This window comes from Desulforhopalus singaporensis, assembly GCF_900104445.1.
Lineage (GTDB): Bacteria > Desulfobacterota > Desulfobulbia > Desulfobulbales > Desulfocapsaceae > Desulforhopalus_A > Desulforhopalus_A singaporensis.
Genome location: NZ_FNJI01000024.1, coordinates 1 through 26,009, shown reverse-complemented (window position 1 = coordinate 26,009; position 26,009 = coordinate 1). Strand labels below are relative to the sequence as shown.

The following is a 26,009-nucleotide window of genomic DNA, read 5'->3' as shown; positions in this document are numbered from 1 at the left end:
GTATTGTTTTGCAAGCGATGCAATTTTTGTAATAATGCGTTAAGTTCGCATCGATGAAAAGAACGGCTTTTGGGGAAAAATGACGGAACAAGAATCTGATCAGGTCACAGCACGATTCTTCTCTGCCGGAAAAAATGAACTAGATAACATGATTCTTGCCGCCGCTGCAACCGAAATAGAGATGCTGCCGTTCAAAACAATCGCATCCCGCAATAAAATAGCGTGCGACACCATTATCACCGGGGTCGGTCCCGTTGCGGCGGCGATAGAAATTACCAGGTGGCTGTGTGAACATAGCAGGCCGTCGCTGGTGCTCAACTTCGGTGTGGCCGGAGCATACCTGGGCGACGCGTTGTCCCGGGCCCGGCTGCTCGATATCTGTCTTGCCCATAGGGAATGGTTTGGCGACCTTGGCATCTGCACCGACCGGGGAACTGTTCCTCTTGATACTTCAATTGCCGGAGAAATCGTCTGCGAACTGGATCGGGGACTGCGCGAGCGTGTGCGAAAAATTCTTAAATTGCGAGGCCATCGATTTCTTGAAGGAGACTTTGTGACGGTCAGCGGTGTTTCCGCCACCAACAAAAGAGGAAAGCAACTTCAGGGCAGGTTTAACGGGTTGTGCGAAAATATGGAAGGCGCTTCTGTCGCCAGGGCGTGCGAAACATTTGCGGTGCCGGTGGTTGAGATCCGCGCCGTCTCAAATTATGTGACCGACCGGGATCTGTCGTCATGGAAACTAGCCGAAGCGTGCAGCGTAATTGCACGGGTGAGCGCAGAAATTATAACTGATTTAAACAGTGATGAAGAAAAATAACGAACTCAGCCTGGGCTTTTCTCCCTGCCCAAACGACACGTTTATGTTTTACGGTCTTGTCCATGGCAAAATCGCGACTGAGGGCCTCTCGTTTGGTGCCCCGGTGCTCGATGACGTGGAGCAGCTTAATCTTCTGGCATTGCAAAAAAAACTTGATGTGACGAAGTTGTCCTTTCATGCTCTGGGGCATGTGCTCGATGAGTATTGCGTGCTGTCGTCGGGCAGCGCTCTTGGCCGGGGGTGCGGCCCTCTGCTCGTGACCACCGGTGAGGGAGAAAAAGGCTCTTTTGCAGGCCGGAAAATTGCCATTCCCGGCAAGTTAACTACCGCTGCACTGCTACTGCAGATGTATCTGGAAGAAACTTGTGAGTTGGTGGAGATGCGTTTTGACCTGATCATGGATGCTGTTAGCACCGGCAAGGTCGATGGCGGAGTCATTATTCATGAGTCGCGATTTACCTATAAAGAATTCGGCCTCACCTGTGTTCAGGACCTCGGCCAGTGGTGGGAAAATCTTACCGGCATGCCTATCCCGCTGGGTTGTATTGCCGCCAGGAGGTCCCTTGGCAAAAAAACGATAAAGGCGATTGAAAGAGCCGTCCGTGCAAGCGTGGCGTACGGATTTCAAAATTCACAGGAATGTATGCCCTATATCAGGCGATACAGCCAGGAATTGGCACCGGAGGTGGTGCAGAGCCACATTGATCTCTATGTGAATGAGTTCTCCCGGGATCTGGGCGCCCAAGGGCTTGCGGCAATAGATAAATTTATCGCCATGGGAAGGGAAAATAAAGTGCTGCCGCCAGGGACCCAGCAGATTACGGTATAAGCAGCACGGCGCATTGTTATCGGCGATTGTTGGTGGAGAAACGAAAAAATAGGGAAATATGCGAACCAGAGACTCCGGTGAAAACTACCCGCCGACCTTGTCACAGCTGCCCGTTTTCAAAATTTGCGGCCAGGATAAGCGACAGCGCGAAGAATTCCTGCAAAAAGCGCTGACGGTTCTTGATCGCCGCGGGCTCTATGGCGCGGTAGCCGGGAAAGATCACTTGAGTGGTTACGCCCTTTCCTGCCTGGCCAGACGCTTTGATGTTGTTTTCACCCTGCAGGGTCCAGATGTTCAGGTGCAGACGATTTTTTTGGGAAGCGGTCCGCAGGCAAAAGGACAGACACTTTGCATAACGGGTGACGGCGACCGGGCTCTGGAAAAATTTGGCGACGAGCTGGCGGCCAGCCTGTCGCGGCTTATGCAGGCAGCACCTCTCTGGGGATGTGTGCTGATCGGCGGCAGGAGTTCGCGCATGGGCCGGCCAAAGCATCTTATTCGCCGGGCGGAAACCGGTCCCACATGGATTGAACGAGCCGTGGCGCTATTGCGCCCGGAAGTGGATGGTATCGTTGTCTCAGGGGCAGGAGAATTACCGGAAGAACTGGAGAATTGTATCCGGCTTCCCGATATCCCCGGAGTCGCAGGCCCGCTTACGGGGATCGTAGCGGCGACTCGGTGGCATCCCATGGCTTCCTGGATCTTTCTTGCGTGCGACATGCCGCTGGCCTCAACGCCGGCGCTCCGGTGGCTGCTGGAAAACAGGCGTGCGGGGTCGTGGGGGAGGGTGCCAAAGCTTGCCGGAGCTAACCGCTGTGAGCCGCTTTTTGCCCTGTACGAGCGTTGTGCGGGCCAGCTTTTCGAGGATCGACTGCTGTTGGGGGAGCGCAGCATCAACCAGATCGGCACCCATCCAAAGATCGACAACCCGGTAATACCAGACAGGTTTCGCGGTTGCTGGAAAAACATCAACACTCCCGACCAGTTGCGCCAGGCTGAAAATCATCGGTCTGAATCATCCTGATAAACCGGTTGGTCTTGGCTATTGCCTGATCAGGGCCGGTGGGGAAGCATGAGACACTGTTCGCAGTTGTTGCCTGGTTATCTTGAGGAATGGTCCATCAGTTTTTTCAGCACGATGCAGTTCTTGCATATATCGATCTTGTTATCCCAGTTGCCCTGGGTTTGATTTTCGCACAGCGTGCCGCTTATAAACCAGCATAATTTTCCAGACTTGAATTCCCATGCCGGGCATTTCGCTTTTTTTTCGTTGGAACAGTGGCGAATTTCCCAGCAATTTTCAATGTTCTCCACGTCGCACGTTTTCCTGATCAATAGAAACATGAGCTGACGCTCCACGTGGGTCGGGATGGCGCGCCACCCTTGTTCATAGCTGCTGACGGCTTTCAGGGATACCCCGAGAAGCTCGGCCAGTTCTTTCTGGGTCTTGGCCAGTTCCTTCCTTGTCTTTATAAATTCTTTACTGTCCATTGGTCCGGGGAGAAAAATAGAACCGATCTGTAATGAACCCGGGAGTGACCGTGCAAGTCAATTTATCCGGAACATTTTCGGCGAACTGGTCGAATCCCTCGCCGTAACGGCGGGACGCACACCACAAAAGGACGAAAGTTTTATCCATCCAGGTGCCACATTGTAACACATAGTATGATGGTAACGCAATGGCGATATGTCAAATCCGGGCCGTATCGTCAGGTTAAAAACGGATGTTGCTCAGAAGGTTCCTGGTACTTTCCTGCTTTCTCCAGAGCCTCACCGGAGGGCACAAGCTTTGCACGACGTGGATGACGCAATCAGCACTTCTCTATCTGCCGTAATCAATCATGACCCGATAGCTGTTTGTTGTTTCATAAAAAAACAAATATCTTTTGCATTTTTTAAAAAATATTTTAAAAACACAAAGTCGTGCTGTTGTCTGTTTTGCCTTTTCCAATCGATGTCCCCGCGGATTTTTGTGTGTCCATTGTTATTGATTTCAGGACCATAGCTCACCCGTGTTACTTCCCTATTTTCCTGGCGCATTTATTGCTTCGTCCCTATTCGTGGAGATGAAAGCCGGATTGCAGAATCCACAAAACACTCTTCACTCGTCTTGATCGGGGATCACTCCTTCTAGCCCGCATATTTTTCGGGTTCATCTGGTTTGCAACCAAACCGGCACAGGGGCGGCTGCTACAGGATGTCGCAGCTGCTTGATAACGCAGGTATAAAACCGGGTTAATTCGTTCGACAGAAAAACATGTCCTGTTTTGCCGAAACACAGAACAGGCATCAGCTGTTCTCTGTAAATTTTTTTTTTATGTGCTGCAACGTGTAGTTGTCGCGTCTGTTTTTGTGATGCGCGGCAGCCGTTGCCAACAGTGGGTGAGGTGGCTGAAAACGACCAGGCGAGGTTCATTCGAGGAAACTGTACAAGTTTTCAAAAGCTAAAGAACGAAACAAAGGAGCGGAATGTTATGAAAAGAAACATGAGCCGGGTACAAGGGCAGGATGGTTTTGCCTTAGGGAAAAAAACTACCGGCTATTTTGATTTCGAAATAGAAAAACGTATCTTTTGGCCTCCCGCCATTCTGTTGACCATCCTGCTGGTAGTCGGCATAGTCAACAGGGAACTCTTCATGGCCGGCGCCGCTGCCGCCCTCAAGTTCACCATCGACTATTTTGGTTGGATGTATCTGTTGTTTATCTTCATATTCGTCGCATTTGTAGTTATCCTGTCCTTTTCCTCTGCAGGGAATATCAGGCTGGGCGGGGAGGATGCAAAGCCGGTGCTCAGTTACTGGAACTGGTGGGCCATAGCACTCTGTGCGGGAATCGGTACAGGCATCGCCTTCTGGGGTGTTGCAGAGCCGTTGTACCACTATTACGGACCTCCCAGCCTTTCCGGCGCCTCACCGTCCACCCCGGAGTCCGCTCTTGCGGCCATGAAGATATCTTTTCTCCACTGGTCTTTTCATCCTTACTGTATCTACGCGGTGATCGGGGTTGCCATTGCCTATTCAACCTATAACCTGAAGCAGCCGCTGCGGGTCAGCTCGGCCCTTTACCCCATCATGGGCGACAGGGTAAATGGGTTGGCCGGCGATATCGTCAACGGGTTGTGCATTTTCGCCACGGTAGGTTGTGTAATTACTTCCATGGGGTTTGGAACAATGCAGCTCGCAGGAGGCCTTGAATACCTTCTGGGAATTCCACAATCTTATCTTGTCTACGCAGTGATTATCGGGTTGATGACCGCAACCTATACCATTTCAAGCTATACCGGGCTGCAGAGGGGCATTAAGTTTCTCAGCAGCCAGAACGCTAAAATTTTTATCGCTTTTGTCGTTTTTGTCTTTGTCATGGGGCCTACCAAGTATTTCCTCAATCTGGGAGTAGAGTCTTTCGGCGGTTTCCTCGACGATTTCGTGTCCATGTCCCTGTGGACGGATACTTTCCAGAAAGGCGGCGGCTGGCCGGGGAGCTGGACCATCTTTTACTGGGCGTGGTGGCTCTCTCTTGCCCCTATTCTCGGCGTGTTTCTGGCAAAAATCTCTTACGGCAGGACTATCCGGGAGTTTATGTGTGTCAATGTGATGGCCCCGGCAATTTTTGGAATTTGCTGGTTTATAACCTTCGGCGGCGGCGCAATATATATGGATAGTGTAGCCGGGGCCGACCTTATGGGCGTGGTGAACAATAAGGGGGTCGAGTTTTCCATGTATGCGCTGCTGGAGCGGTTTCCCCTGGCATGGGTGACTGTACCTCTTGCTTTTCTGACCATCTGCATATCCTTTGTCACCCTCGCCGACTCCGCTACCTCGGCGATCTCTGAAATTTGTACAAAAAAAATGGATCGCGATGAGCCGCCCGCAACGTTGAAAATATTCTGGGGCATTATCATGGGCAGCATGACCATTCTTTTTCTCATTATCAGTGGCAAAACCGGAACAAAGGCGTTGCAGACCTCAAGTATCGTGGTGGGCTTGCCTATCGTAATAATTGAAATGCTTGCCCTTGTATCTGTGGTATATTCTCTCTACGGCAAAAAATCCCAAAAGCAGTAAGGCCTGAAATTATATCGCTCACGATCATCGTATCGGGTAGCTTATGCGATGATCGTGAGCAATTCCGCCAAGCCGGGCCACAAGGGTAAACCGGACCGCCGGGAACAGAACGGACCGGCAAGCGTGTTGACCGGTTTGCAACCCCTCCCTGGCCGTCATTACAACCCACCGCTAATTGTATTCACCGACTTGCTGCCGGAAGAGTCCGGCCGGCAATAAGTCGGTTCTGTATCAGCTTTTTAAGGCAGCAACGTGACCGCCGAAGCACGAGCGGCTGCTGTAATCTGCACAAAGATCCTTCCGTGACTATCTTTAATTAAGAACATCTGAAGCCAGGCACGCTGGCGACCCGGTGCCAGTCGCCTGATCGCGGAAGTGTTGTACGCTTTGCACTTTACGGTCGGTTTTGCCACACGTGCTGATTTATCCATGGTCCGAGCAGTCTTTTTCGCTGGCCCCAGGCGGTTGCTGAAATCTTATTTGCCGGATAGAGGCGATATCGGATATACCATACAGTAAGGAAAGGAAAAGATGCAGCAAGGCGAACCGTTTTTGTTGAGGAGCCTGTCATGTTCATCGCTTCAAAAGATGTCATCCCCGATTTTGATCCGCACTTCAAGGTTTTTCATGATCTGATGCCGTTTAAGGTGCAGGAAATCCTCCTGGTATCGAGTCTTTACGATGCCTTTATCATGGAGGAGGACGGCAGCTTGGCGACACGGCTGATTAATGAATATCATGGCCTTAACCTCAGTAAACCGCCCAAAATGACAAGGATTTCTTCGGCCGAAGAAGCTGTCAGGATGGTGAAGGAAATGGATTTTGACATGGTCATCACCATGCCTTTTCTCGGGGGAGTGGACGCCTTCAAGCTGGGGACCGCGATAAAAGAGGTGCGCCCGGATATTCCGGTTATCGTGGTTGCCCATAACCTGAAGTCATCTTTTCTCGATAAGGTCAACCGTCACGGGATCGACAGGGTTTTCCTCTGGTGCTGCGAGGCCGATCTGCTGCTTGCAATCATCAAAAACGTTGAGGATCACCGCAATGTGGATCCGGACACGGAACGGGCGATGGTGCGGGTCATAATTTATGTGGAGGACTCACCGCTCTACCGCTCCCTGTTTCTGCCTCTGATCTATAATGAAGTTGTGCGTCAAACCCAGTCGGTGCTCGACGAAAGTCTCAATGAGCGACATCGTTTGTTGCGCATGCGGGCACGTCCGAAAATCCTGATGGCAACCAATTATGAAGAGGCGTTGACGCTTTACGAGGCTTACAAACCGTACGTGTTCGGCATTATATCCGATGCGCGATTTCCCCGGGCCGGAAAGACAAACGTCAATGCGGGGATGGATTTTCTTAAGACAGTCCGCAGCGAGATTGCCGATTTGCCCCTGCTGATGGTCTCCTCGGAAGAGGCGAACCGGAAGGAGGCGCAAAGCATCCCGGCTGTCTTTATCGACAAGAAGTCCCCTCATATCAAGGATGAACTGCATAATTTTTTTCTCACCCATCTTGGGTTTGGCGATTTTATCTTTCGCCTGCCGGATGAGACGGCAATCGGTCACGCCTCCAATCTGGCGGAGTTTGAGCGCCAGCTGAAAATCGTCCCGGAGGCGTCTTTATGTTATCACACCAAGAGAAATCACTTTTCCAACTGGGTCATGGCTCGGGCCGAAGTCATCCTGGCCAAGAGGCTGCACAAGGATTATGTGGCGGCAGCCGACGACCTGGGTGCCATCCGCGATGATCTTGTACACAAGGTCCACTCGTTGCGGCGGTTGCGCCAGCAGGGGGTGGTCGTCGGGTTTGATGCCGATATCTACGACTCAGACATTATGGATTTCGTTAAAATCGGTAAGGGGTCGATGGGGGGCAAGGCCCGGGGGATAGCGTTTATATGGGCATGTCTGCAGAGTGCCTACAACCATGAAAGCATCCTGAGCGAATTTCCCGTTATTATCCCCAAGACATGTGTCATCACCGCTGATGGTTTCGACGCTTTTGTGGAGGACAACAACCTTTACTACTGTAAAAATTATCGCGACTGTCATATCGCCGATCTGTTTCTTGATGCACCACTGCCAGCCTGGCTGAGGCAGGAGCTCCGGGAGTTTCTCAAAAAGGTTGAAAAACCGCTGTCGGTGAGGTCGTCCAGCCTGCTTGAAGACGGTCAGTTCAAGCCGTACGCGGGGCTTTATTCGACCTACTTTCTGGCAAATAATTATCCCGATTTCAACGAGAGACTCGCCCAGCTGGAAAGTGCCATCAAGCTTGTTTATGCTTCGACCTGGTTTGAGGGGCCCAGATCCTTTTCCAAAATGGTCGGCTATGCACGGGAAGACTCGATGGCGGTCATCATTCAGGAGCTGGCCGGGGACAAATACGGCGATTTCTGGTATCCCGCCGTCTGCGGGGTAGCCCAGTCCCATAACTTTTACCCGGTAATGGATCTGAAGGCCGATGAGGGGATTTGCCACATTGCCCTTGGCCTTGGTAAAACTGTTGTCGAAGGGGGGAAATCTCTGTGGTTTTCCCCCAGGCAGCCGAAAAAACTGTTTCAGTTCGACTCTGTGGATGATATGCTCCGGCGGAGTCAGACCCAGTTCTGGGCTCTTGATATCAGTCCGGAAAACTGTTTTGAGCGTAATACCTCAAATCTGGTGTTACGAAACGTTCAGGACGCGGAGCGCGAGATGGCTCTTTCCCTGGTGGCCTCAACCTATGTGGCCGAAGAACACAGGGTGCGTGATACCATCCTGCCAGGCCGGAAAATACTCACTTTTTATCAGATATTGAAATATGGTGCCTATCCCCTGGCACAGGTCCTGGGCGAATTGCTGAAAATAGGAAAAACCGGTATGGGCGGCGACGTGGAGATTGAGTTTGCCCTGCACCTTGATCCGGATCCGAAAAAATCGATGTTCTATTTTTTGCAGATCCGACCCATGGCTACCGGCCGCGAGCTTGCCGATGTAAACATCTGCGACGCCGAAATTGACAATGGATTCGGTTATATCACCCAGCTGCTCGGCCATGGGCATTTTAAGCATATTACCGACATAGTGTACGTGCATCCCGAAACCTTCGATCTCGGCAAAACACAGCAGATGGCCTGGGAAATAGGAGAGATCAACCGCAAACTTACGGCAGGCAAGGTTCCTTTCCTTCTTATCGGCCCCGGCCGCTGGGGGTCGGCGGATCCATGGCTTGGCATTCCGGTGCAGTGGAACCAGATTTCCGGGGCGGCTGCGATAATCGAGGTACGAAACAGTACCATAAAGGCGGACGCGTCTCAGGGGACCCACTTTTTCCAGAACATCACCTCGCTGGGAATCCCCTACATGACCCTTAACGAGGACGGTGCCAGGAAGAAGGACTCAGATGAGCGGAGACGGGCTGATTTTTTTGACTGGCAGTGGCTGGAGAAGCAGAGAATAATCGAGAGGCTGGAATATATCTGTCATGCCCGCACCGCGAATCCGTTCGTCTTAAAATGTGACGGGACCCGCTCGGAGAGTGTGCTGTTCGAGCCGGCCCTGTCCGGCAACGGTTCGTGCGCAAAAGAGCCGGGCGGCGTTCGGGATACCAGTCGAATTTCAAAGGGAGAATGCTAATGGAGGAAATGGTTGCGAGGATAAAGGAGAGAGACCCCGAACAGCGTGAGTTTCATCAGGCGGTGGAGGAGGTTTTACAGAGCGTGAAACCGGTACTCGACCAGCACCTGGAGTTTCGTCAGCAGGCGGTGCTGGAGCGGATCACCGAGCCTGAAAGGATAATTATATTTCGGATACCTTGGATGGATGACGAAGGGCAGGTGCATGTTAACCGCGGGTTCAGGGTGGAGATGAACAGCGCCCTTGGACCCTACAAGGGCGGGTTGCGTTTTCATAATTCGGTCAACCTCGGCATCATAAAGTTTCTCGCTTTTGAGCAGGTCTTTAAAAACTCTTTGACGACGCTGTCCATGGGGGGCGGCAAGGGAGGAGCCGATTTCGACCCGAAGGGAAGGTCTGATGGAGAGGTGATGCGGTTCTGCCAGGCATTTATGGCCGAACTTTTTCGTCACATAGGCCCCAACACCGATGTGCCTGCAGGAGACATCGGGGTCGGAGCCAGAGAAATTGGATATCTCTTTGGCATGTATAAAAAATTATCCAACGAGTTTACCGGAGTCCTTACCGGAAAGAGTCTCGGGTGGGGAGGCAGCCTTATCCGGCCGGAGGCAACCGGATACGGTGTCGTCTATTTCGCCTCAGAGATGCTCGGAGTATACGGTGACAGGCTGGAAAACAAGAAGTGTCTTATCTCCGGTTCAGGAAATGTGGCGCAATTTACAGCGGAGAAGATTATCGAGTTTGGCGGCCGGGTAATCACCCTTTCCGACTCCTCGGGATACATCTACGATGAGGCGGGGATAGATGGGGAAAAACTGGAATATGTTAAGCAGTTGAAAAATATCAGAAGGGGACGTATCAGCGACTATGTCGAGCAGTATCCTGAGGCCGTCTATACTCCGGCTGATCCAGGCCTTGATCACAATCCACTCTGGATGCACCCGGCCGATTGCGTTTTTCCCTGTGCTACCCAGAACGAGATAAACCGGCGGGACGCGCAGCACCTTGTCGACGGCGGGATAAGGCTCGTCTGTGAGGGCGCCAATATGCCGGCAATGCCGGAAGCGATCGATATATTTCATCAGGAAAAAGTTCTCTTTGCTCCCGGAAAGGCTGCCAACGCCGGCGGGGTAGCTGTCTCGGGGCTTGAAATGGCACAGAATTCAATGCGTATCTCGTGGCCGCGGGAGGAGGTTGACAAAAGACTCAAGCAGATCATAAAATCGATTCATACCACCTGCCTGGATGCGGCAGCCAAATACGGCGCATCCGGCGATTATATGGCGGGTGCAAATATCGCCGGGTTTATTAAAGTGGTTAATGCCATGCTGGACCAGGGGCTGGTGTAGACTCCAGTAGTGTGGCAAAAACACATGGCGGGAAAAACAGGGAAGGTCCGTAGATGAAAGAGTTGCCCCTTTCATACGATCTGAGGTGTGCGCGCGAATTTGCGATGTTGAAGGCGCGGGTTGACCATCTCTTTGTCGATATCGATATAGCTTGTCCTTATGAAGTGGGCACAGTTGCAACGTTTCATCAGGCAACGTTCGCCCCCTTGAGCGAACGCGCCATGGAACTCTTTTTATCGGCGGGATACAGAAGGAACGGTAATTGTCTTTACTGTATGAGCTGTTCTTCCTGCTCAAGCTGCATCCCTGTCCGTCTGCACAGCTCCACCTTCCGACCCAATCGCAACCAGAAAAGAACCGCTGCCAGGAATTCGGATGTCAGCCAGGAGATTCTGCCGCTGGCGCCGGACGGGGAAGAACTGGAACTGTGTGATCATTTTCTTAAAAAGAGGTATCCCGGGGAAAACAATTCGGCGACCGGCTATTTTCGTGATTTTTTCCTGAACAACATCGTGACCAGTGCCCGGGTACAGTATCGGATTGACACCAGGCTGGTGGGAACATCCATCATCGATATCGGCTACAACTGGCTCAATGCGGTATATTTTTATTTTGATCCCGAGGAGTCAAGACGTAGTCTGGGGACGTTCAATATTCTCAATCTTGTCGAACTGTGTGTTGAATGGGATATTGAATATCTTTACCTCGGCTATCTGATCAATGAAATTTCCGCCATGAGCTATAAAGCGAATTTTCGACCCAATTATACCTGTGTGGATGGCATATGGCAGAGCAACTCGTAAGAGTCGGCTGTCTGGCTGTTTCTGCGATTTTACCATCGGTCACCGTGGCATAACATGCTTTTCCTTCTTATAATTTAAGCCAGGCAGGAAAAATGAAAATAGTAGCGCCGGTCAACGAACAGGGAGGCTACCCGGGTGGCGCGCCTCCCTGGCCATCGATTAGTAGAAGGAAACAGTGACGTGACCAAGGAGACGGTAGTAATCACATGCCCCGTTTGTTATCAGGAGTGCGAGCTCAAAGACGGACAGCTCGGAAAATGCAGGGTCAGGCAGCGAAAGGGTGACTCCATCGAGAGCCTTGTCTACGGGAAAGTTGTCGCCGAGCATGTCGACCCTATTGAGAAAAAACCAATTTATCATGTGCTGCCGGGTAGTCTGAGCTATTCTATTGCCACTCCCGGCTGTAACTTCCGCTGTCTTCACTGTCAAAACAGCTCTATTTCCCAGGTTTCCGTAAAACAGAACCTGGACCTTGTCACCACCGATCGTTTGCCGCAGCAGATTGTCGCCGCGGCTAAAGCCGGCGGGTGCGATTCAATCAGCTATACCTATGTCGAACCCACTGTTTTTCTTGAGTTTGCCTACGATTGTTGTGTCGGGGCCCGGGATGAGGGATTGAAAAATATTTTCGTGTCAAACGGCTATATGTCCCGCCGGACATTGGTGCAACTGGCCCCCGTTCTCACTGCCATGAACATCGACCTTAAATCTTTTCGTGATTCCTTTTACCAGCAAGTGTGTGGGGCTAAACTGCAGCCTGTACTCGAGAATATTCGAGGATGCGTCGAACTCGGGGTGTGGCTCGAGGTGACGACTCTGATTATTCCCGGATTAAATGACAGCGATGAGGAATTGGCTCAGATCGCGGCGTTTTTGTCAGCCATCAACCGCAGGATACCCTGGCATGTGACCGCTTTTTATCCGACCTATAAAATGAGTGACAGAAAGATGACGCCTCCGGCAACCCTGGAAAGGGCTCGCCGCATCGGCCATGAACAGGGGTTGCATCACGTTTATACGGGCAACATTCCCGGAGTAAAAGGCGCAAACAGTGTCTGTCACTTTTGCGGGGAGCAGGTCATTTCACGGTTCGGGTTTCATCTTACAGACAACAGGCTTGTAAACGGTAACTGCCCCGGGTGCGGAAACTCTTTTCCCGGGGTCTGGCGCTGACAGCTATTTTTTTCGGAAAAGAGTTCTGCTCATGAAAGTGAGCGAAATTGCAAAAAGGGCTGCGGCCAGGCCGAGCAGGACGTTGAAAAACGGCGGAGCGGCCAGGGCGATACGGATTATCAGCGTAGAAAGCGCGAATCCCGAATTGCGGAAAACCGCATAAAAAGACGGCTGAAAACACTGGGAAATGAGCACCACCAGAATGTCCGCAAGGATAAGAATGGTGTAGAAGCTGGAAAAGAAATCATGGTGCTCGCTGCCCTGGATGACCGCGACCCAGTACTCTATCCCCAGCAGGATAAAAAGAAAAAGAAGGAGCAGGGCGATCCCTTTCTTGGCGGCAACGAAACTGAAAAGATCGGCCGGCCCCATTTTGTCGTCGGAAGAATATACCTGTATTTTATAATAAACGCCCAGTAGGGCGAAGATGAGCAGGGCTCCGAATCCGTCTGAGAGAATGTTGAGAATGGCATGTTCGTTTCCTGAAAAAGTGATCGGTTCAGGAAAGTAGGAAAGCTCCTTGAACGCGTTTCGCATAAGGATTAACGCCAGTATCTCAAACTGTTTTCCCACCGATTTACTGAAAGAGCAGGGAAGGGAAAAGATAAGGCTGATCACTTCAAGAATAAGAACAACAGTAAAGGCGCCGTGCACGGCGTAAAAATGGTTGCTCGGAATAATCGCGCCAACGGCGTTGTTGAGCAACCCCTGTCTTTTCATTTCGATGCTGACGACGCTGCACAGGAAAAAAATAACAAGAGCAAAGGAGGTTTTCCTGTGTATGTGTTCATGTTCCCACATATGGTACAGCGGGTCGAAGATGTACGTTATTTTTTCAAACAGAAAATTCATACCTGTGGCGATCTAAAACGTGATTTTTAAAAATCTGCTGTCAGTCCTGAGAGGGGGAACGTTTCTTCAACTCTTCGGCTTTCAGCCGGTTCCACCACTCAATCCGTTTTTGGATTTCTCTTTCAAACCCGAAACGGGATGGACGGTAGTAGGTCTTTTCCTTCATCTCTTCAGGAAAATATCTCTGGTAGCTGTAATGATTTTCGTAGTTGTGCGAATAACGATATCCCTCGCCGTACCCCAAATCCTTCATCAGCCTTGTCGGTGCATTGCGAATGGCCCTGGGGACCTTGAGATGGCTTGACTCTGCTGCATCCTTCTGTGCAGTGAGGTAAGCTGTCTCAAGGGCGTTGCTCTTGGGGGCGGTGGCCAGGTAGACGGTCAGCTGGGTGAGGGCGGTATTGGCCTCGGGCATTCCCAGAAAATGCACCGCCTCCTTCACTGCCATGGCCTGCACTATTGCCTGTGGGTCGGCGAGGCCGACATCCTCGGAGGCTATCCTTACCAGTCTCCTGGTGATATAGAGCGGATCCTCACCTGCCTCGACCATTCGCGCAAGCCAGTACACCGCCGCCTGCGGGTCGCTTCCCCGGATCGATTTCTGCAGCGCGGATATAAGGTTGAAGTGTTCCTCGCCGCGTTTATCGTAGAACAGGGAACGTTTGTTCAGCAGTGTTGAGATCTGTTCGGGGGTGATGGTGTCGCCGACTTCGGCATTTCTGCAAACCAGTTCCAGGTCGTTGAGCCCTCTTCGCGCATCCCCGCCGGACTTTTTCGCGAGAATTTGTAAACTTTCAGGAGCAATATTCAGACGCTTGCCCAGGTGGGGCAGGCCGTTTTGCAGAATAGTGACGATCTGTTCCTCCCCCAGTGGTTCCAGCACGAACAGGTGACATCTGGAGAGCAGTGCCGGAATTACTTCAAACGAGGGATTCTCGGTCGTGGCCCCTATCAGTACTACTGCTCCCGACTCGACGTAGGGGAGGAAAGCGTCCTGTTGCGATTTGTTGAAGCGGTGGATTTCATCGACAAAAACGATGCTGCTGCGATTATGGTGCAAGTGTATCTGCTGCGCCTGCTGCATCAGTTTCTTGACATCGGCAATTTTGCTCAGTACTGCGCTGAACGAGAAAAAACGATCGGGAACAAGCTTTTCTATCAGCTTGGCTATGGTCGTTTTACCGCTGCCAGGAGGTCCCCAGAGAATAAATGAACTAAATGTCCCTTTCTCGATCATTGACCGTAGCGGACTTCCCGGATAAAGCAGTTTTTCGTGCCCGCATATCTCCTCAAGAGTCCGTGGGCGGATCTTCTCAGCCAGAGGAATTTCGGTGGGAGAATTCAAATTATCAAAAACTGATCGTTGCATCTGGTTTTCCGCCGGGGCTTTTGGTCATTTAAAAGTGCCTGAAATCTGTGACGTGCGCTGATTGCGACGACGCAATACGGTTACTACTATATACAGAATGTCCATGGAGTAAAGGAAAAGGTAAGCTATCTTGCAGATCGGAAAAGACAGCGTCCGGCGGTTCCTCCCGGGAAACAGCGAACGGTTGTTTTGTATCCGTTACGGGCAATTCAGAACGACGCTGCCGATCACAGATGGGGGGGCAGATAGCAGAGTGATTCCAGGCTGAAGAGATATTTATCCCCGCGGTAGAGCGCTTCAACGTATTCGAGTATCTCGTGTTTGGTGTTGTACAGCTGTGAGCGCAGTCTGATGCAGGGATGATGTTCATCGACCTGGAGGAGTTTCTGCTGCTCCGGGTTAGGTTTTGTCGCCGTGAAGTTGATCTTGACATAGGCCAGTTTTTCCCCGCCATATTTTTCGATAAGCGGATAGTAAGGCTGGTTGGTGTCCAGATCGGTAAAAATGTCTGATAATTTTTCAGAAAGGTAGGTCTGCTCCATGAGTGTCGGCTGGTCGTCCACCGCAACAACCCTTGAAAAGGTGAGATGTTCCTCTCCTTTGCTGTCAAGCAGGAGTTGAACGTTTTTAGGGGGGACCACCCATTTTTTCTCAATAGTCCTGTAGGTGGTCGTACCGGACACGGCATCCGAGTCGACCAGTTCAAGCCTGTTGAAGTTACGTACAAACTGAGGAGGAGAATCGGTGATTAAAAAAGTACCTTTGCCGCTCCTGCGTACGATCATGCCAGCTTTTTCCAGTTTGGCCAGGGCGGTGCGCACGGTCGTTCTGTTGACCTGAAACTGTTCCATGATCATTTTTTCAGTTGGCAGCTGATCGCCTATACGTATTTCATGGGTTTCGATCTGGGCAATCAGCCACTGGTGAATTATCTGGCTCTTGTTTGGTGATTTTTTTTTATTCATCTTTTCTGGCCGCACCGGGGCCAAACTGGCAGGCCTTGACCTGTAAACTATAGTTATTGGTATTATATTAAGAAGTTGGGCTGTTAATGCCCGGAACCGAACTACTCCAATAGTGTATGTACCAGCAATTGATAAAGCTCACAAGATGAAAATGTTGTTACGGTTCGTTCTGCAGGAGATAGGTCGGAGGGTGGGGCTGGACAAAGCCGGGTTGCGTTTTGGTCAAGAACGAAAATCACCAGCTTGCAGCGATCGGGAAAATGGTTGATCACACGTTGGGTGAGGTGTCGTGCCGACTCGGGCATCATCTTGCTGTTGTCAAGTTCATGCATGGGTGGAGGAGAGCCTGATACAGGTTCCTAAATGATGTACGTGGTAATATAACCAAGAGAATGGGATATCTCCCTGGATGCCAGGATCAGCTCGTCGGTAAGTTCGGAGAAATTGTCCAGGTCCAACATGACGGGATCTGATGATATGCTGATGGAAGCTGCGATGGTTCCGTTTCTGTCAAAGATTGGTGCACCAACGGAAAAGATATTGGGTATTAATTCCCCGCGATCTATCGAATACCCTCTCAGGCGGTTTTTTTCCAGATCTTCCAGTAATCTCTTGTGATCCGTAATTGTCGCTCCAGTATATGGAATCAGCTGTGTCTTACTGAGGTCGGCCGTCAATTGTTCAGCGGTGTATCACCGGGGTGGCGGTCGATTACCTGCTGGTGGCGACGCTGATGGTGATCAAGGTGTTACTATCCGAGCCTCCCTGGTTTCCATCCTGCTTATATGCGTAGCCGCTGCCACGCTGATATTCTTTTTCATTGTCTATTTGGGCCGGCGGCTGGAAACTTACGGTCTCGAACGTCTGCTGGCCATGTTTGGAACATTGACGGGTACTGGGTACTGCCGCCAGCTTACTTATGCTGCTGCGGATTTCCGACCCCGATTTTAAAACGCCGGTAGCTTTCGGGGTAGGCATGATGAACGTATTCAGCATCTTTATGCTTCCTCTGAGTTTTATCTTATACTGTCTGCCAGGAGAGGACTGTTGTGGGGAGTGGTAACAGAGATTTTGTAAATGGTTTCAGGAGAGATAATCATCAAGGCGAGCAATCTTTGGAAACAGGCGGATTTCGGTCATAGGCAATATTGAAAACTGCGAGACAGTGCAGACAATTGATGCCCCCGGTCTGTATGTGGCCCCGGGTTTTATAGATATCCACACCCATTCGGATTTTACCCTCCTGGTCGATCCCCGTGCGGAAAATCAGATCCGGCAGGGAGTCACCACCGAGGTGATTGGCCAGTGCGGTTCCAGTCTGGCGCCTGTACCGATGCAAGCCGCAAGGCGATGTTTCAGCAGGTAGGTGTGCCGGATCTGGGGAATTAGAACAGCTACGCTCAATTGCTGGAGGTTATGGATCATGCCGGAATTGCGACCAATGTGGTCGGCATGGTGGGCCACAAAGCGCTGCGGGAAGCGGTGATGGGGCTGCATGAGCCGCGGCTTGCCACGGATTCGGAAATACATGCTATGGGTAAAGCTTCTGGAACAGTCGCTTGAAGAGGGCGCTTTTGGTTTGACAACCGGTCTGGAGTACAATCCGGGCAAGATGGCAAATTATGACGAGATAGCGGCTCTGTGCGGTGTGGTAGCCAGGGCGGATGGGTTCTATGCGACTCATTCCCGCAATCGCGACAGCCGGTACCTGGTCGGCTTTCGGGAAGCGCTTGATGTGGCCAGGAAAACCGGGGTGCGACTGCAGATTTCCCATATAACTCCCAAATATGGCAGACCGGAACATGCCATGCGCAACACTGTCCAGATGATAGAATGGACCCGGGAGGAGGGAGTTGATGTTGCCATGGATATGATGCCGACCAACTGGAATCATACGAATGCAACAGCCTTGCTGCCGTCCTGGTCCTCTGCACTTGCCAAAGACCAACTGTTTGCTCAGATGAAATCGACTAAAGGAAGGGAAAGACTCAAGAAAAATCCACTTCCGATATGGAAATTGGCGGTAGATGAAAAATGGGACAAGATTCGGCTTCTGGCCAGTTCGGCAAACGCCGATAAGTGCGGGATGACGATTGACGAAATTGCCAGAAAACGAAAAACCACCGGGTGGGATGTGGTGTTTGATCTCATTTTAGAAGATGGTGATGGTTATCAAGGGGTCTTTCTCACCGGTGAAGGATTTTCGGAAGCGGATAACCGATTGGTCCTGCAGAGTTTCCTCTATGTGCAGTGGAATCGGACACTATGGCTTTGGCCAACGACGGTGCTCTTAAGGAAATACGACTGGGAGGTATTCTTGGTTACAACTGGGGCGCAAAATTTATTGGTCATTATCTTCGTGACGAAAAAGTGCTGAGCCTTGAGGAAGGAATCCGCAGGATAACCGGCCTGCCGGCGTCCAGGATCGGATTGAGCGATCGAGGCCGCCTCATACCGGGGTTTGCTGCCGACGTAACCATTTTCGACCTGGAAAAGGTTAGGGACAATAGCTCTGTAGTCAATCCGATCGTCTATGCGGACGGTTTTGAATATGTCATGGTGAACGGACTGCTTGTTTACAGCCGCGGCAGGAGAATGAACAGCCGTTCCGGAAAGGTATTGAGAAGAAAGTGATGTCCTGCAGGTAGCTTCCACAACAACTTCCCTTGAAGGTTGACTGACGGTGATTGATTTCGGCTTTCCTCTTATCTAGCGCTCCAGCCTTCAGTATCCGAATTTTCCTTGTTCATTCAATCAGCAATACCCGATATGTTTATGTCTCAATAAGTGAAGCACAGTCAACGATTATGCAGTATCTTTTTATGCTGGCATAATCAGTACTGGCCGCATTGAAGGCAACATGAAAGACACCTGGTGAAGCGTATGAAAAGATGCTCGTTGCTCCAGGCGCAAGAAGAACGAGGAAAACTATGAATACAGAGAAACTTATTGGTGCATGGTCGCTTATTTCGTCAATCCAGTCTCGAAACGATGTTATATCGAAAACTTTTGGCGATCCACCATCTGGACAAATTCAGTACACCAGCGATGGTCATATGTCGGCTTTTTTGATGGAGCCGGATTGGGCGCGAACCGGAAAGAATGCAGTGGAAGAATCCGACCGATTTTTTGCTTACGCCGGGCGTTGGGAGATCAATGGAAACAAGGTAAGCCATTATATCGAGTTCTGTTCGGCCCCGAAGAAAATTGGCACTACCTTTGTACGTTATTTGAAATTTCTCAGTGAAGATGAAATAGAACTTACGACTGAGCGTGAAACAACTCAGTCAGGTAATTGCTACCAGACAAAGCTTATCTGGAGGCGACACCTCTTGCTCAGGTAGCAATTCAGATCTAATCTAACAGCGTGAACGGGCAAGTTTCGATATAACCTTGTAACCTCACACACACATGACTTGCCGGGACTGCCAACGGACTTGGTATACTTTTTTCAACCGATTTTTCAGGCTAACGCGAAGATTGAGCTCAAGTTCACGATAAATACCACTATGACTGCGCTTTTAGAGCCAGTGTCGCGCCTTGGAGTGGAGTATCGCGATCAGAACTCGACAATTGTTTTTCCGGGCCTTGTCGTGTCGTCGCAGGTCTGCTCCGATACCCAACTAAAAGCTTTGTGAAAATACTGGGGGAGCGAGTTGAACTATTATCCTCGCGTACTGTCAGGAGTGAGGTGATGCAGCGACCGCAGAGTGCATTGAAAATTTCTGTATAGACCGCTGGAGATAGAGATAACGGAAATACCTATCAACAGCAGCCTATGCAGGACAATTTTTCACTGCGCCAAACACAATAAAAGGTCTCGGTGTCTGCCAAAAGGATCGACCTCACTCCTTTGAGATTTGTGGACTATCTGTGCAATTACATATTGTTTGAATGAATTTTAACCAGAATAGCTGCGATCAGTCACAACCTGTCAATGCCAATGAGCCGGTGCCAGGAGGTACCGACACTTGCCATTCGCTGCCCGGATTTGACCCTGTGACTTTAATAACAATTTCTGTCTGGCTTATTGAAAGGATCTGCAGTGTTTGCGGACCTTGACCTTCGCTAGGCTCCCAACAGCCTTCTGTTGTCGGCGGGACAGAGACACTTGCTCCCGGGCATCCCAGCGGCACATTGTTAACCTGGAATATCGCATCCCTGTATGTGGTGGTAAACCTGACAGTTGCCATATCACCGGTTATTACCACGTGGAAATCATTTGTTGCCGGGCCTTCCTCTGGCCCCCCTGTCCGGCCGTTAGGCAGCTCTGTGCCAAAATACTCGGCCACACCACTGCAAGCAGCGTGAGCCGGCAGGAAAATCTGTTCAACTATAGGCTTGTCCCAATTAACGGGCAGCATTTGGTATGCAGCCAAGCCTGTAAGCCCACCAACCATCTGCTTTACAACTTTCCTTCTTCCAGCATTTTTCAATTTTGCCATTGTTGTACCCCCCCTCTCTTGAGTGATAACATTTGCAAAAAAATAACTCTCCAGAAATCTCTATATACCAAAACCACAGTAACTTTATTAAAAAACAGAAAAATCCACAATGCCACATTGTGGTGTGTTTGCCCGCTCGTTCCTTGTTTTTTAGAGAATTTATTGAATTGTTGAATACTTACATAAAATAACCCCAGGTTGATATTTAACACATAGGTGCATGAACAGGATTCGGCGCACTAAACAGTCATGTGCCGGACAAGGTTTTAGAGCAGCTCGATTATTCCCCTTTTTCATCTGTGTTCGATACCTTTTCGAACTATCATGAATTGCGCAGGTTGTTTTAAACAGACTTGTGGGTACGATGGTTAAGCTTCATTGATCCTGCCTGGGTTTCATTTCTCGAAAGGAACCTTTGTGATTCGGTCAGATTTTTTCAGGTTGAACAGTTTGTTATGAAGGCTTTCGTTTTTCAGAGGTATTTGTTGGCAAGTGACTGATTTAGCTCCCCTGGCGTTGCCGTGACAGGATTTTCGATATTTTTCTGGTAATTCCTCACAAATTTGTTAGCATTTTTTTATAGGCCTGAGGTCGTCAGGGCCAGCTGCCTGCACTATTTTCAATACCAATCGAGCCTTCTGCAAAATGAGAGTTTGGGTGCAATATCAAATAATGAGAAAAAGTTTACCGCAAACATCTACGCACCTTTAGCTTTCAAGATAAAATTTTTTGCATGACGCAGAATCAGAATCCTGACCGGTAGAGAAGCAGGCGAGACTCCGGGAAGATTATTTTGCAGGGAGGCTCAACACTGAAGAGGAGGAGCCATGCCTGAGTATACTTGCATTGTCTATGAAACCCCTCATCCCTTGGCAATCATTACCCTGAACCGTCCTGGTGTGCTCAATGCGATGAATAGATTGCTGTGGATCGAGCTGGAACAAGCCCTCAAAAAAGCAGCAGACGATCAAGACGTAAAAACGGTGATACTTACCGGTGCTGGCAGAGCCTTTTCCACCGGGGCCGACCTCAAGGAATCCAAGGACCGTGATCTTGCGACATATAGGGCTTACCTAGTCCGGCTCCAGGAAACAACCCGGCGTATTCTCCGTTTTGAAAAACCGATTATTGCAGCCATCAACGGCTATGCTCTCGGCTCCGGTTACGAGCTTGCCCTGGCGTGCGATATTCGTATCGCCGCTGAAGATGCGCAGATCGGATCCCCCGAAGCACGCGTCAGCTCATCCGTTACCGGCGGTGCCTTCAGGCTTCTCTCACAGCTGGTGGGGCCGGGAAAGGCGAAGGAACTTTTATTTACAGCGGAATACATTTCCGGACGTGAAGCCCATGACATCGGACTGGTGAATAAGGCGGTGCCGCTGGCAGACCTCATGCCGGAAGCTATGGCCATGGCGGAAAAAATCGCGAAAAACAGCTCTTTTTCGATCAGTATGATAAAAAAAGGACTGCAGATGGCATCCGGTGACGCCAGTCTGGAGACCCTGATGGATTTCGAAATCGAGGCGTGTCTTGCCTGTGTTTCCACCCGGGAGCGAATCGACTCCCTGCAGGCTTTTGCAAACAGGAAGAAAGGGGAGTCCGATTATGAGTCTTGATAAAATATTCAATGCAGAATCTGTGGCCATCATCGGTGCCTCCCGCAATCTGACCAAACGTGGCTACCAGGCCATTAAAATCCTTCTGGAGGAAGAGTTCGAGGGGGCTATTTATCCCGTCAACCCGAAGGAAAAACGCATTCTTGGGCTCCGCTGCTACCCCGATGTCGATAGCATACCGGATTCGGTGGATGTGGCCCTGGTCACCACCCCTGCCGCCACGGTACCAGACATCCTCGAAGCCTGCGGTCGAAAAGGGATTGCCGGTGTTGTCGCTATCGCCGGCGGATTCGGGGAGACCGGCGCTAAAGGCATAGAACTGGAGACCCGGCTGCTGGAGACCGCCCGGAACAACAACGTCAGACTGGTTGGGCCGAACACCTCAGGCATGATGAATCTGAAGAGCAATCTGAACCTCGTGGGGTTAAAAGATGCACCGCGAGGGGATATTGCCCTTATTTCACAAAGTGGCAATATGGCGCTCAGTCTGATCACGGAGGCAAAGATCAAGAGCCAGCGGGGGTTTTCCTATTATGTCGGCGTCGGCAATGAGGTCGATATAAAATTTCACGAATATCTGAGGTTCTTCAAGAATGATCCGGAGACGGCGGCAATCCTGATGTATGTGGAGGGGATGCGCCAGGGCCGTGAGTTTCTGCAAGAGGCATACAAGACGACCCGCCAGAAACCGGTTATCCTGCTGAAAAGCGGTCGCTCAGCGACCGGGAGAAAAGCCGCCGGCTCCCATACCGGCGCCATGGCGGGAATATCCGAGGTAGCCTCCACAACTTTTGCGCGGGCAGGTATTTGCGTGGTGGACAATGCGGACGAGCTTTTTTCTGTTGCGGAAACGCTTTCCTGCCTGCCCCCCATCAAAAACGACCGCATCGCCATTTTGGCTGACGGTGGGGGGCATGCCACAATCGCAGCCGACCTTTTAACAGATCTTGGCCTGACCATTCCCGAGTTGACCGAACACACCCAGAACAACCTGAGAAAGATTCTCCCGCCGGCTGCTACCGTTCGTAATCCTGTGGATGTTGCGGGAGGAACCGATGCGGAGCCGACGTTGTTTGCTGACTGTGCGCGAATTATCCTCAACGATCCCCATGTGGGTGGTCTGCTGCTTGTGGGATTATTTGGTGGCTATGGCATCCGGTTTGCGGAATCTCTTGCCCTGCAGGAAGAAGATGCGGCCCATCAGATGGGCAAACTTGTCGTCAGTCGAAAAAAACCAATCGTGGTCCACAGTCTCTACAGCTATGAAAAACCCCATTCTCTACACCTGCTTCGCTACTATAATATCCCGGTCTACGACTCCATTGATGTGGCCTGCAGATGTATCGGTGCGCTGGGGGAATATGGCCGGTACCTGGGCGCATATCGTGCCAAAACGAATTTTATTCTCAATCCTGAACATAAACGAAAATCGGCCGGAGTAAAAATAATCACAGGTGCGCTGGAGGATGGACGTGATTCTCTTCTGGAAACTGAAGGTCTGGAACTCCTTGCCCTGCATGGCGCTATGGCTCTCTTCAAGGACAAGTCAGGCCGACCGGTGGTGAAACCGCATCAGTCCTTTGTTGAAAAAACGGGGAATAATGGAAATGGCTACCTGGCAACCAGTGAGGAGGAGGCTGCCGGTTTTTTCAGAAAAATAGGCAAGCCCGTAGCCATGAAAGTGGTCTCTCCGGACATTATCCATAAAAGCGACGTCAAAGGGGTACGTCTGGACATTCGCACTGAAGAGGATGTCCGCGGGGCTTTTGCTGCGATTATGAGGAATTCGAAGAATTATGTGCCGGACGCCGATATCAGGGGGATCCTCGTCTCCCCCATGGCCGAGCCGGGTCTGGAGGTTATTATAGGCACGAAAACCGACGAACAATTCGGTCCAATAATTATGTATGGGCTTGGCGGCATAATGGTTGAAATTCTCCACGACGTCGCCTTTAGAGTTGTACCGATTTCCCGGCGCTCGGCAAAAAAAATGATAGAAGAAACAAAATCTTTTCCAATTCTTCGAGGGGTCCGCGGTCAGGCTCCTAGAGACCGGAAAGCCATCGAAAACCTGCTGTTGATTTGCTCCGAGGTGATGGAAGCCTATCCGGAAATTCGCGAAATGGACCTCAACCCGGTGATAGTTCATGGACAGGGCCTTAGCATCGTGGATGTCCGAATACTGCTCCATGCGAGCAGATAGTGCTTACCGCGAGTTGAAAGGAGCACGCTATAAAGATCGATGGATCTTGATTTTTTTTTATATACCACACCCTGTGTGTGCTGATAAAAGCGGCGTTCGGGCAATGGTCCAGACGAACAGGGACAACGAAATATTGGGACTATTGATAAACATGTTGCCATGTGAGAGCGCACCTTACCTGATTCCAACCCTATTATGCCAGGTGCTGCCTGAATCAGGTAAAGTGGTTCAATAATTCTTTGTTTCTTATTATTTATCCAGATTCAAGCTGAGCACCGGAACAGGACAGTGCCGGAAAATTTTTTCCGAGGCGGTCCCGTACATGAAATCCTGGAACGTGCTTCTGCCTCTCGAGTTTATGACGACCATGTCAATATTCTCCTCTTCCACCACTTTCAGGATCTGTTCGAAGGGGATGCCCATGCGGATAATCGCCCTGGTATCAACCTTTGCCGGAACCGTTTTGTGGAAAAGATCTTCAATCCGCTTCATGCGGGATTTTGTTTCGTCTTCGACATAGTTCTCCACCGAAAATGAAGCCCCTATGGTAAGTGATTTCAGATCTTCATCCTCGCATACAGTTCTCAGATGTTCGATCTGCCGTTTATCAATTACATTTATGGCCAGAAGTTCTGCAGAGTTACGTTCGGCTATATCTCCGACGTATTCCATAAGCTCCGCACTATAATCGGCAAAATTCACAGCAACTGCAACACGCGTAATAGCTCCCATTATTATTCCTCCTAATTATTTCCTGCCGAACATTTTTCGATCCCTGACGCTGAGAACAGGGACCGGAGAATGTCTAAAAACCTTTTCCCCGTGGGATCCATGCAGGGTACCAAGAAGGTTGGTCTTTCCCTTGTTGCCGAGAACTACGACATCTACTTTCTCTTTGTCGACAGCCCTCAGTATCTCCTTGTAAGGAACTCCTGCCCGGATAAGAATCGGCATTTTCATTTCGGTAGTGGGAAATAACTCATTTACCAGATCGTTGATCGCCTTAGCCCGTTTAGCTCCTGCTTTTTCTATGTAGCTGTCTATGGTCAGGTTACCCGGCAGATATGGTATGGCTATCTGGGCCGCCTCGATATCTTTATTGTTGATGACGTTGAGAAGCAATACCTCTGCGTCGATACCCTTTACGAGTGACAACGCATAGTCAATAGTCATCTTTGAGTAATCGGACAGGTCAACGCAGGCCATGACCTTCTTAATGTTTTTCATTTTTTACCTCTTTTCCATATGTTAAAATTAAAGCCTGTTCATCGGTATATGCATTATCCGATGAGCCTAACTATAATCGTTTTTACGTTTAGTGGCTATCTCTAACGATATTTTGGTGGATAATAACGCAAATATCGTTCCATGGAATAGTAGAGTCTACCCGGTCATTCTTGTTCAGCTGATAGTGCTGAATTGTCATCGCAAAAGGATTTTGACTCGATCCACTATCTGGTCGATCAGAAAAGATTTTTCACATGTAGTGAAAAAAACATTTTCTCCTCTGTAAAAAAAGCTGACACCACCTCTGTTTCTTTTGCGTTACTGAACCGTACGCCGGACAGGTAATAGTGAAAAGGTGAATAGTGACTGAAATGCAGTATGTTAGTGGAGTGTATGCGTGGCGAGAATGTCGGCCGACAAGGTTTTTCTAGAGAGAGTCGCGACGCCAGGGCGGAGGGGAAATAAATATTTGAACTGAATTTGATCTGACAAATACCAATTTTGACAGGGTTTTTGTCAGATCAAATTCAGTTCAGCTGTTTATCCTTCCACAATTTTTTTCCATCTTCAAGAGTTTCTATTGGCGTTCTTCCACAGCACATCTTTCCCTGGTGTGTCCTCTCCCAATTATAGAGTAATAACCAGTCATCCAGGTCTACTTGAAGATCTTCAAGATC

Annotated in this window: 25 protein-coding genes and 1 pseudogene; 15 read left to right on the top strand and 11 right to left on the bottom strand. The window is 50.2% G+C overall.

Annotated features, from left to right (window positions below; translation table 11 throughout):
- The first annotated feature begins 79 nt into the window (after positions 1-79).
- From mqnB to mobA, 3 genes are read left to right on the top strand one after another with little or no spacing between them, the layout of a single operon-like run.
- Entirely contained in the window at positions 80-817 is a 738-nt protein-coding gene (mqnB, locus tag BLQ17_RS15295; RefSeq protein ID WP_092224383.1) for a futalosine hydrolase, read from the top strand.
- Positions 804-1,646, top strand: coding sequence for a 1,4-dihydroxy-6-naphtoate synthase (locus BLQ17_RS15290; RefSeq protein WP_092224381.1), 843 nt, complete (start codon positions 804-806; stop codon positions 1,644-1,646). The genes mqnB and BLQ17_RS15290 overlap by 14 nt, the downstream gene beginning before the upstream one ends.
- 58 nt (positions 1,647-1,704) lie before the next feature.
- Positions 1,705-2,670 (top strand): molybdenum cofactor guanylyltransferase, encoded by a 966-nt coding sequence (mobA, locus tag BLQ17_RS15285; RefSeq protein WP_092224379.1) that lies wholly within the window; start codon positions 1,705-1,707, stop codon positions 2,668-2,670.
- 77 nt (positions 2,671-2,747) lie between these two features.
- On the opposite strand, the gene BLQ17_RS15280 is transcribed toward mobA, so the two are convergent.
- Together BLQ17_RS15280 and BLQ17_RS15275 are read right to left on the bottom strand one after the other, a co-directional pair.
- Entirely contained in the window at positions 2,748-3,137 is a 390-nt protein-coding gene (locus BLQ17_RS15280; RefSeq protein ID WP_092224377.1) for a helix-turn-helix domain-containing protein, read from the bottom strand.
- Between the two features lie 348 nt (positions 3,138-3,485).
- Positions 3,486-3,686 carry a hypothetical protein gene (locus BLQ17_RS15275; protein WP_092224375.1) on the bottom strand — a complete coding sequence of 67 codons (201 nt, stop codon included), beginning with the start codon at positions 3,684-3,686 and terminating at the stop codon, positions 3,486-3,488.
- A gap of 434 nt (positions 3,687-4,120) precedes the next feature.
- Here BLQ17_RS15275 and BLQ17_RS15270 point away from each other — a divergent pair, with 434 nt between their 5' ends.
- The 5 genes from BLQ17_RS15270 to amrS all read left to right on the top strand — a co-directional run bounded on the left by BLQ17_RS15270 (position 4,121) and on the right by amrS (position 12,655).
- Positions 4,121-5,710 (top strand): BCCT family transporter, encoded by a 1,590-nt coding sequence (locus BLQ17_RS15270; RefSeq protein WP_092224373.1) that lies wholly within the window; start codon positions 4,121-4,123, stop codon positions 5,708-5,710.
- A 569-nt stretch (positions 5,711-6,279) separates the two neighbouring features.
- Entirely contained in the window at positions 6,280-9,330 is a 3,051-nt protein-coding gene (locus tag BLQ17_RS15265; RefSeq protein ID WP_092224371.1) for a PEP/pyruvate-binding domain-containing protein, read from the top strand.
- On the top strand, positions 9,330-10,679 hold the full coding sequence (gdhA, locus tag BLQ17_RS15260) for an NADP-specific glutamate dehydrogenase (RefSeq protein ID WP_092224369.1): 1,350 nt from the start codon (positions 9,330-9,332) through the stop codon (positions 10,677-10,679). Before BLQ17_RS15265 ends, gdhA begins: the two co-directional genes overlap by 1 nt.
- 53 nt (positions 10,680-10,732) lie before the next feature.
- On the top strand, positions 10,733-11,482 hold the full coding sequence (locus BLQ17_RS15255) for an arginyltransferase (protein WP_245695173.1): 750 nt from the start codon (positions 10,733-10,735) through the stop codon (positions 11,480-11,482).
- Positions 11,483-11,617: 135 nt separating this feature from the next.
- On the top strand, positions 11,618-12,655 hold the full coding sequence (amrS, locus tag BLQ17_RS15250; protein WP_245695172.1) for an AmmeMemoRadiSam system radical SAM enzyme: 1,038 nt from the start codon (positions 11,618-11,620) through the stop codon (positions 12,653-12,655).
- A gap of 3 nt (positions 12,656-12,658) precedes the next feature.
- Here amrS and BLQ17_RS15245 read toward each other — a convergent pair whose 3' ends face one another.
- From BLQ17_RS15245 to BLQ17_RS15225, 5 genes are all read right to left on the bottom strand, one after another.
- Positions 12,659-13,507, bottom strand: coding sequence for a hypothetical protein (locus BLQ17_RS15245; RefSeq protein WP_092224365.1), 849 nt, complete (start codon positions 13,505-13,507; stop codon positions 12,659-12,661).
- A 40-nt stretch (positions 13,508-13,547) separates the two neighbouring features.
- Positions 13,548-14,876, bottom strand: a complete 1,329-nt coding sequence (locus tag BLQ17_RS15240; protein WP_092224363.1) for a replication-associated recombination protein A — start codon at positions 14,874-14,876, stop codon at positions 13,548-13,550.
- Between the two features lie 227 nt (positions 14,877-15,103).
- Entirely contained in the window at positions 15,104-15,841 is a 738-nt protein-coding gene (locus tag BLQ17_RS15235; protein ID WP_092224361.1) for a GntR family transcriptional regulator, read from the bottom strand.
- 359 nt (positions 15,842-16,200) lie between these two features.
- Positions 16,201-16,518: an IclR family transcriptional regulator domain-containing protein gene (locus BLQ17_RS23720; RefSeq protein WP_092224359.1), complete on the bottom strand. Its 318-nt coding sequence runs from the start codon at positions 16,516-16,518 to the stop codon at positions 16,201-16,203.
- 34 nt (positions 16,519-16,552) lie between these two features.
- Complete coding sequence (locus tag BLQ17_RS15225) at positions 16,553-16,837, bottom strand: hypothetical protein (protein WP_092224357.1); 285 nt, start codon at positions 16,835-16,837, stop codon at positions 16,553-16,555.
- A gap of 169 nt (positions 16,838-17,006) precedes the next feature.
- On the opposite strand from BLQ17_RS15225, the gene BLQ17_RS15220 reads away from it, so the two are divergent.
- The 5 genes from BLQ17_RS15220 to BLQ17_RS15205 all read left to right on the top strand — a co-directional run bounded on the left by BLQ17_RS15220 (position 17,007) and on the right by BLQ17_RS15205 (position 19,185).
- Entirely contained in the window at positions 17,007-17,207 is a 201-nt protein-coding gene (locus tag BLQ17_RS15220) for an amidohydrolase family protein (protein WP_176761263.1), read from the top strand.
- Positions 17,208-17,257: 50 nt separating this feature from the next.
- Positions 17,258-17,404, top strand: a complete 147-nt coding sequence (locus BLQ17_RS22680) for a hypothetical protein (protein ID WP_176761262.1) — start codon at positions 17,258-17,260, stop codon at positions 17,402-17,404.
- Positions 17,370-18,218, top strand: a complete 849-nt coding sequence (locus tag BLQ17_RS15215; RefSeq protein ID WP_092224353.1) for an amidohydrolase family protein — start codon at positions 17,370-17,372, stop codon at positions 18,216-18,218. The genes BLQ17_RS22680 and BLQ17_RS15215 overlap by 35 nt, the downstream gene beginning before the upstream one ends.
- The gene (locus BLQ17_RS15210) at positions 18,212-18,475 is read left to right on the top strand and encodes an amidohydrolase family protein (RefSeq protein ID WP_245695171.1); all 264 of its coding nucleotides are present in this window, start codon (positions 18,212-18,214) and stop codon (positions 18,473-18,475) included. Before BLQ17_RS15215 ends, BLQ17_RS15210 begins: the two co-directional genes overlap by 7 nt.
- Before the next feature lie 296 nt (positions 18,476-18,771).
- Positions 18,772-19,185, top strand: coding sequence for a lipocalin-like domain-containing protein (locus BLQ17_RS15205; RefSeq protein WP_176761261.1), 414 nt, complete (start codon positions 18,772-18,774; stop codon positions 19,183-19,185).
- Between the two features lie 576 nt (positions 19,186-19,761).
- On the opposite strand, the gene BLQ17_RS15200 is transcribed toward BLQ17_RS15205, so the two are convergent.
- The gene (locus tag BLQ17_RS15200; RefSeq protein ID WP_092224347.1) at positions 19,762-20,286 is read right to left on the bottom strand and encodes a hypothetical protein; all 525 of its coding nucleotides are present in this window, start codon (positions 20,284-20,286) and stop codon (positions 19,762-19,764) included.
- Positions 20,287-21,113: 827 nt separating this feature from the next.
- Here BLQ17_RS15200 and BLQ17_RS15195 point away from each other — a divergent pair.
- Together BLQ17_RS15195 and BLQ17_RS15190 are read left to right on the top strand one after the other, a co-directional pair.
- Entirely contained in the window at positions 21,114-21,902 is a 789-nt protein-coding gene (locus BLQ17_RS15195) for an enoyl-CoA hydratase/isomerase family protein (RefSeq protein WP_092224345.1), read from the top strand.
- Complete coding sequence (locus BLQ17_RS15190; protein ID WP_092224343.1) at positions 21,892-24,105, top strand: acetate--CoA ligase family protein; 2,214 nt, start codon at positions 21,892-21,894, stop codon at positions 24,103-24,105. Before BLQ17_RS15195 ends, BLQ17_RS15190 begins: the two co-directional genes overlap by 11 nt.
- A 249-nt stretch (positions 24,106-24,354) precedes the next feature.
- Here BLQ17_RS15190 and BLQ17_RS15185 read toward each other — a convergent pair whose 3' ends face one another.
- The 3 genes and pseudogenes from BLQ17_RS15185 to BLQ17_RS22295 form a co-directional block, all read right to left on the bottom strand.
- Positions 24,355-24,837, bottom strand: a complete 483-nt coding sequence (locus tag BLQ17_RS15185; RefSeq protein WP_092224341.1) for a universal stress protein — start codon at positions 24,835-24,837, stop codon at positions 24,355-24,357.
- Positions 24,838-24,852: 15 nt separating this feature from the next.
- Entirely contained in the window at positions 24,853-25,332 is a 480-nt protein-coding gene (locus tag BLQ17_RS15180) for a universal stress protein (protein WP_092224340.1), read from the bottom strand.
- A 527-nt stretch (positions 25,333-25,859) separates the two neighbouring features.
- A pseudogene (locus BLQ17_RS22295) lies at positions 25,860-26,009 on the bottom strand (IS481 family transposase); the annotation flags it as partial.

Coding starts and splice junctions, on each gene's coding strand:
- mqnB (WP_092224383.1), top strand. CDS start 80: ATGACGGAACAAGAATCTGATCAGGTCACAGCACGATTCTTCTCTGCC.
- BLQ17_RS15290 (WP_092224381.1), top strand. CDS start 804: ATGAAGAAAAATAACGAACTCAGCCTGGGCTTTTCTCCCTGCCCAAAC.
- mobA (WP_092224379.1), top strand. CDS start 1,705: ATGCGAACCAGAGACTCCGGTGAAAACTACCCGCCGACCTTGTCACAG.
- BLQ17_RS15280 (WP_092224377.1), bottom strand. CDS start 3,137: ATGGACAGTAAAGAATTTATAAAGACAAGGAAGGAACTGGCCAAGACC.
- BLQ17_RS15275 (WP_092224375.1), bottom strand. CDS start 3,686: ATGCGCCAGGAAAATAGGGAAGTAACACGGGTGAGCTATGGTCCTGAA.
- BLQ17_RS15270 (WP_092224373.1), top strand. CDS start 4,121: ATGAAAAGAAACATGAGCCGGGTACAAGGGCAGGATGGTTTTGCCTTA.
- BLQ17_RS15265 (WP_092224371.1), top strand. CDS start 6,280: ATGTTCATCGCTTCAAAAGATGTCATCCCCGATTTTGATCCGCACTTC.
- gdhA (WP_092224369.1), top strand. CDS start 9,330: ATGGAGGAAATGGTTGCGAGGATAAAGGAGAGAGACCCCGAACAGCGT.
- BLQ17_RS15255 (WP_245695173.1), top strand. CDS start 10,733: ATGAAAGAGTTGCCCCTTTCATACGATCTGAGGTGTGCGCGCGAATTT.
- BLQ17_RS15245 (WP_092224365.1), bottom strand. CDS start 13,507: ATGAATTTTCTGTTTGAAAAAATAACGTACATCTTCGACCCGCTGTAC.
- BLQ17_RS15240 (WP_092224363.1), bottom strand. CDS start 14,876: ATGCAACGATCAGTTTTTGATAATTTGAATTCTCCCACCGAAATTCCT.
- BLQ17_RS15235 (WP_092224361.1), bottom strand. CDS start 15,841: ATGAATAAAAAAAAATCACCAAACAAGAGCCAGATAATTCACCAGTGG.
- BLQ17_RS15225 (WP_092224357.1), bottom strand. CDS start 16,837: ATGCTGAATACGTTCATCATGCCTACCCCGAAAGCTACCGGCGTTTTA.
- BLQ17_RS22680 (WP_176761262.1), top strand. CDS start 17,258: ATGGATCATGCCGGAATTGCGACCAATGTGGTCGGCATGGTGGGCCAC.
- BLQ17_RS15215 (WP_092224353.1), top strand. CDS start 17,370: ATGCTATGGGTAAAGCTTCTGGAACAGTCGCTTGAAGAGGGCGCTTTT.
- BLQ17_RS15205 (WP_176761261.1), top strand. CDS start 18,772: ATGAATACAGAGAAACTTATTGGTGCATGGTCGCTTATTTCGTCAATC.
- BLQ17_RS15200 (WP_092224347.1), bottom strand. CDS start 20,286: ATGGCAAAATTGAAAAATGCTGGAAGAAGGAAAGTTGTAAAGCAGATG.
- BLQ17_RS15195 (WP_092224345.1), top strand. CDS start 21,114: ATGCCTGAGTATACTTGCATTGTCTATGAAACCCCTCATCCCTTGGCA.
- BLQ17_RS15190 (WP_092224343.1), top strand. CDS start 21,892: ATGAGTCTTGATAAAATATTCAATGCAGAATCTGTGGCCATCATCGGT.
- BLQ17_RS15185 (WP_092224341.1), bottom strand. CDS start 24,837: ATGGGAGCTATTACGCGTGTTGCAGTTGCTGTGAATTTTGCCGATTAT.
- BLQ17_RS15180 (WP_092224340.1), bottom strand. CDS start 25,332: ATGAAAAACATTAAGAAGGTCATGGCCTGCGTTGACCTGTCCGATTAC.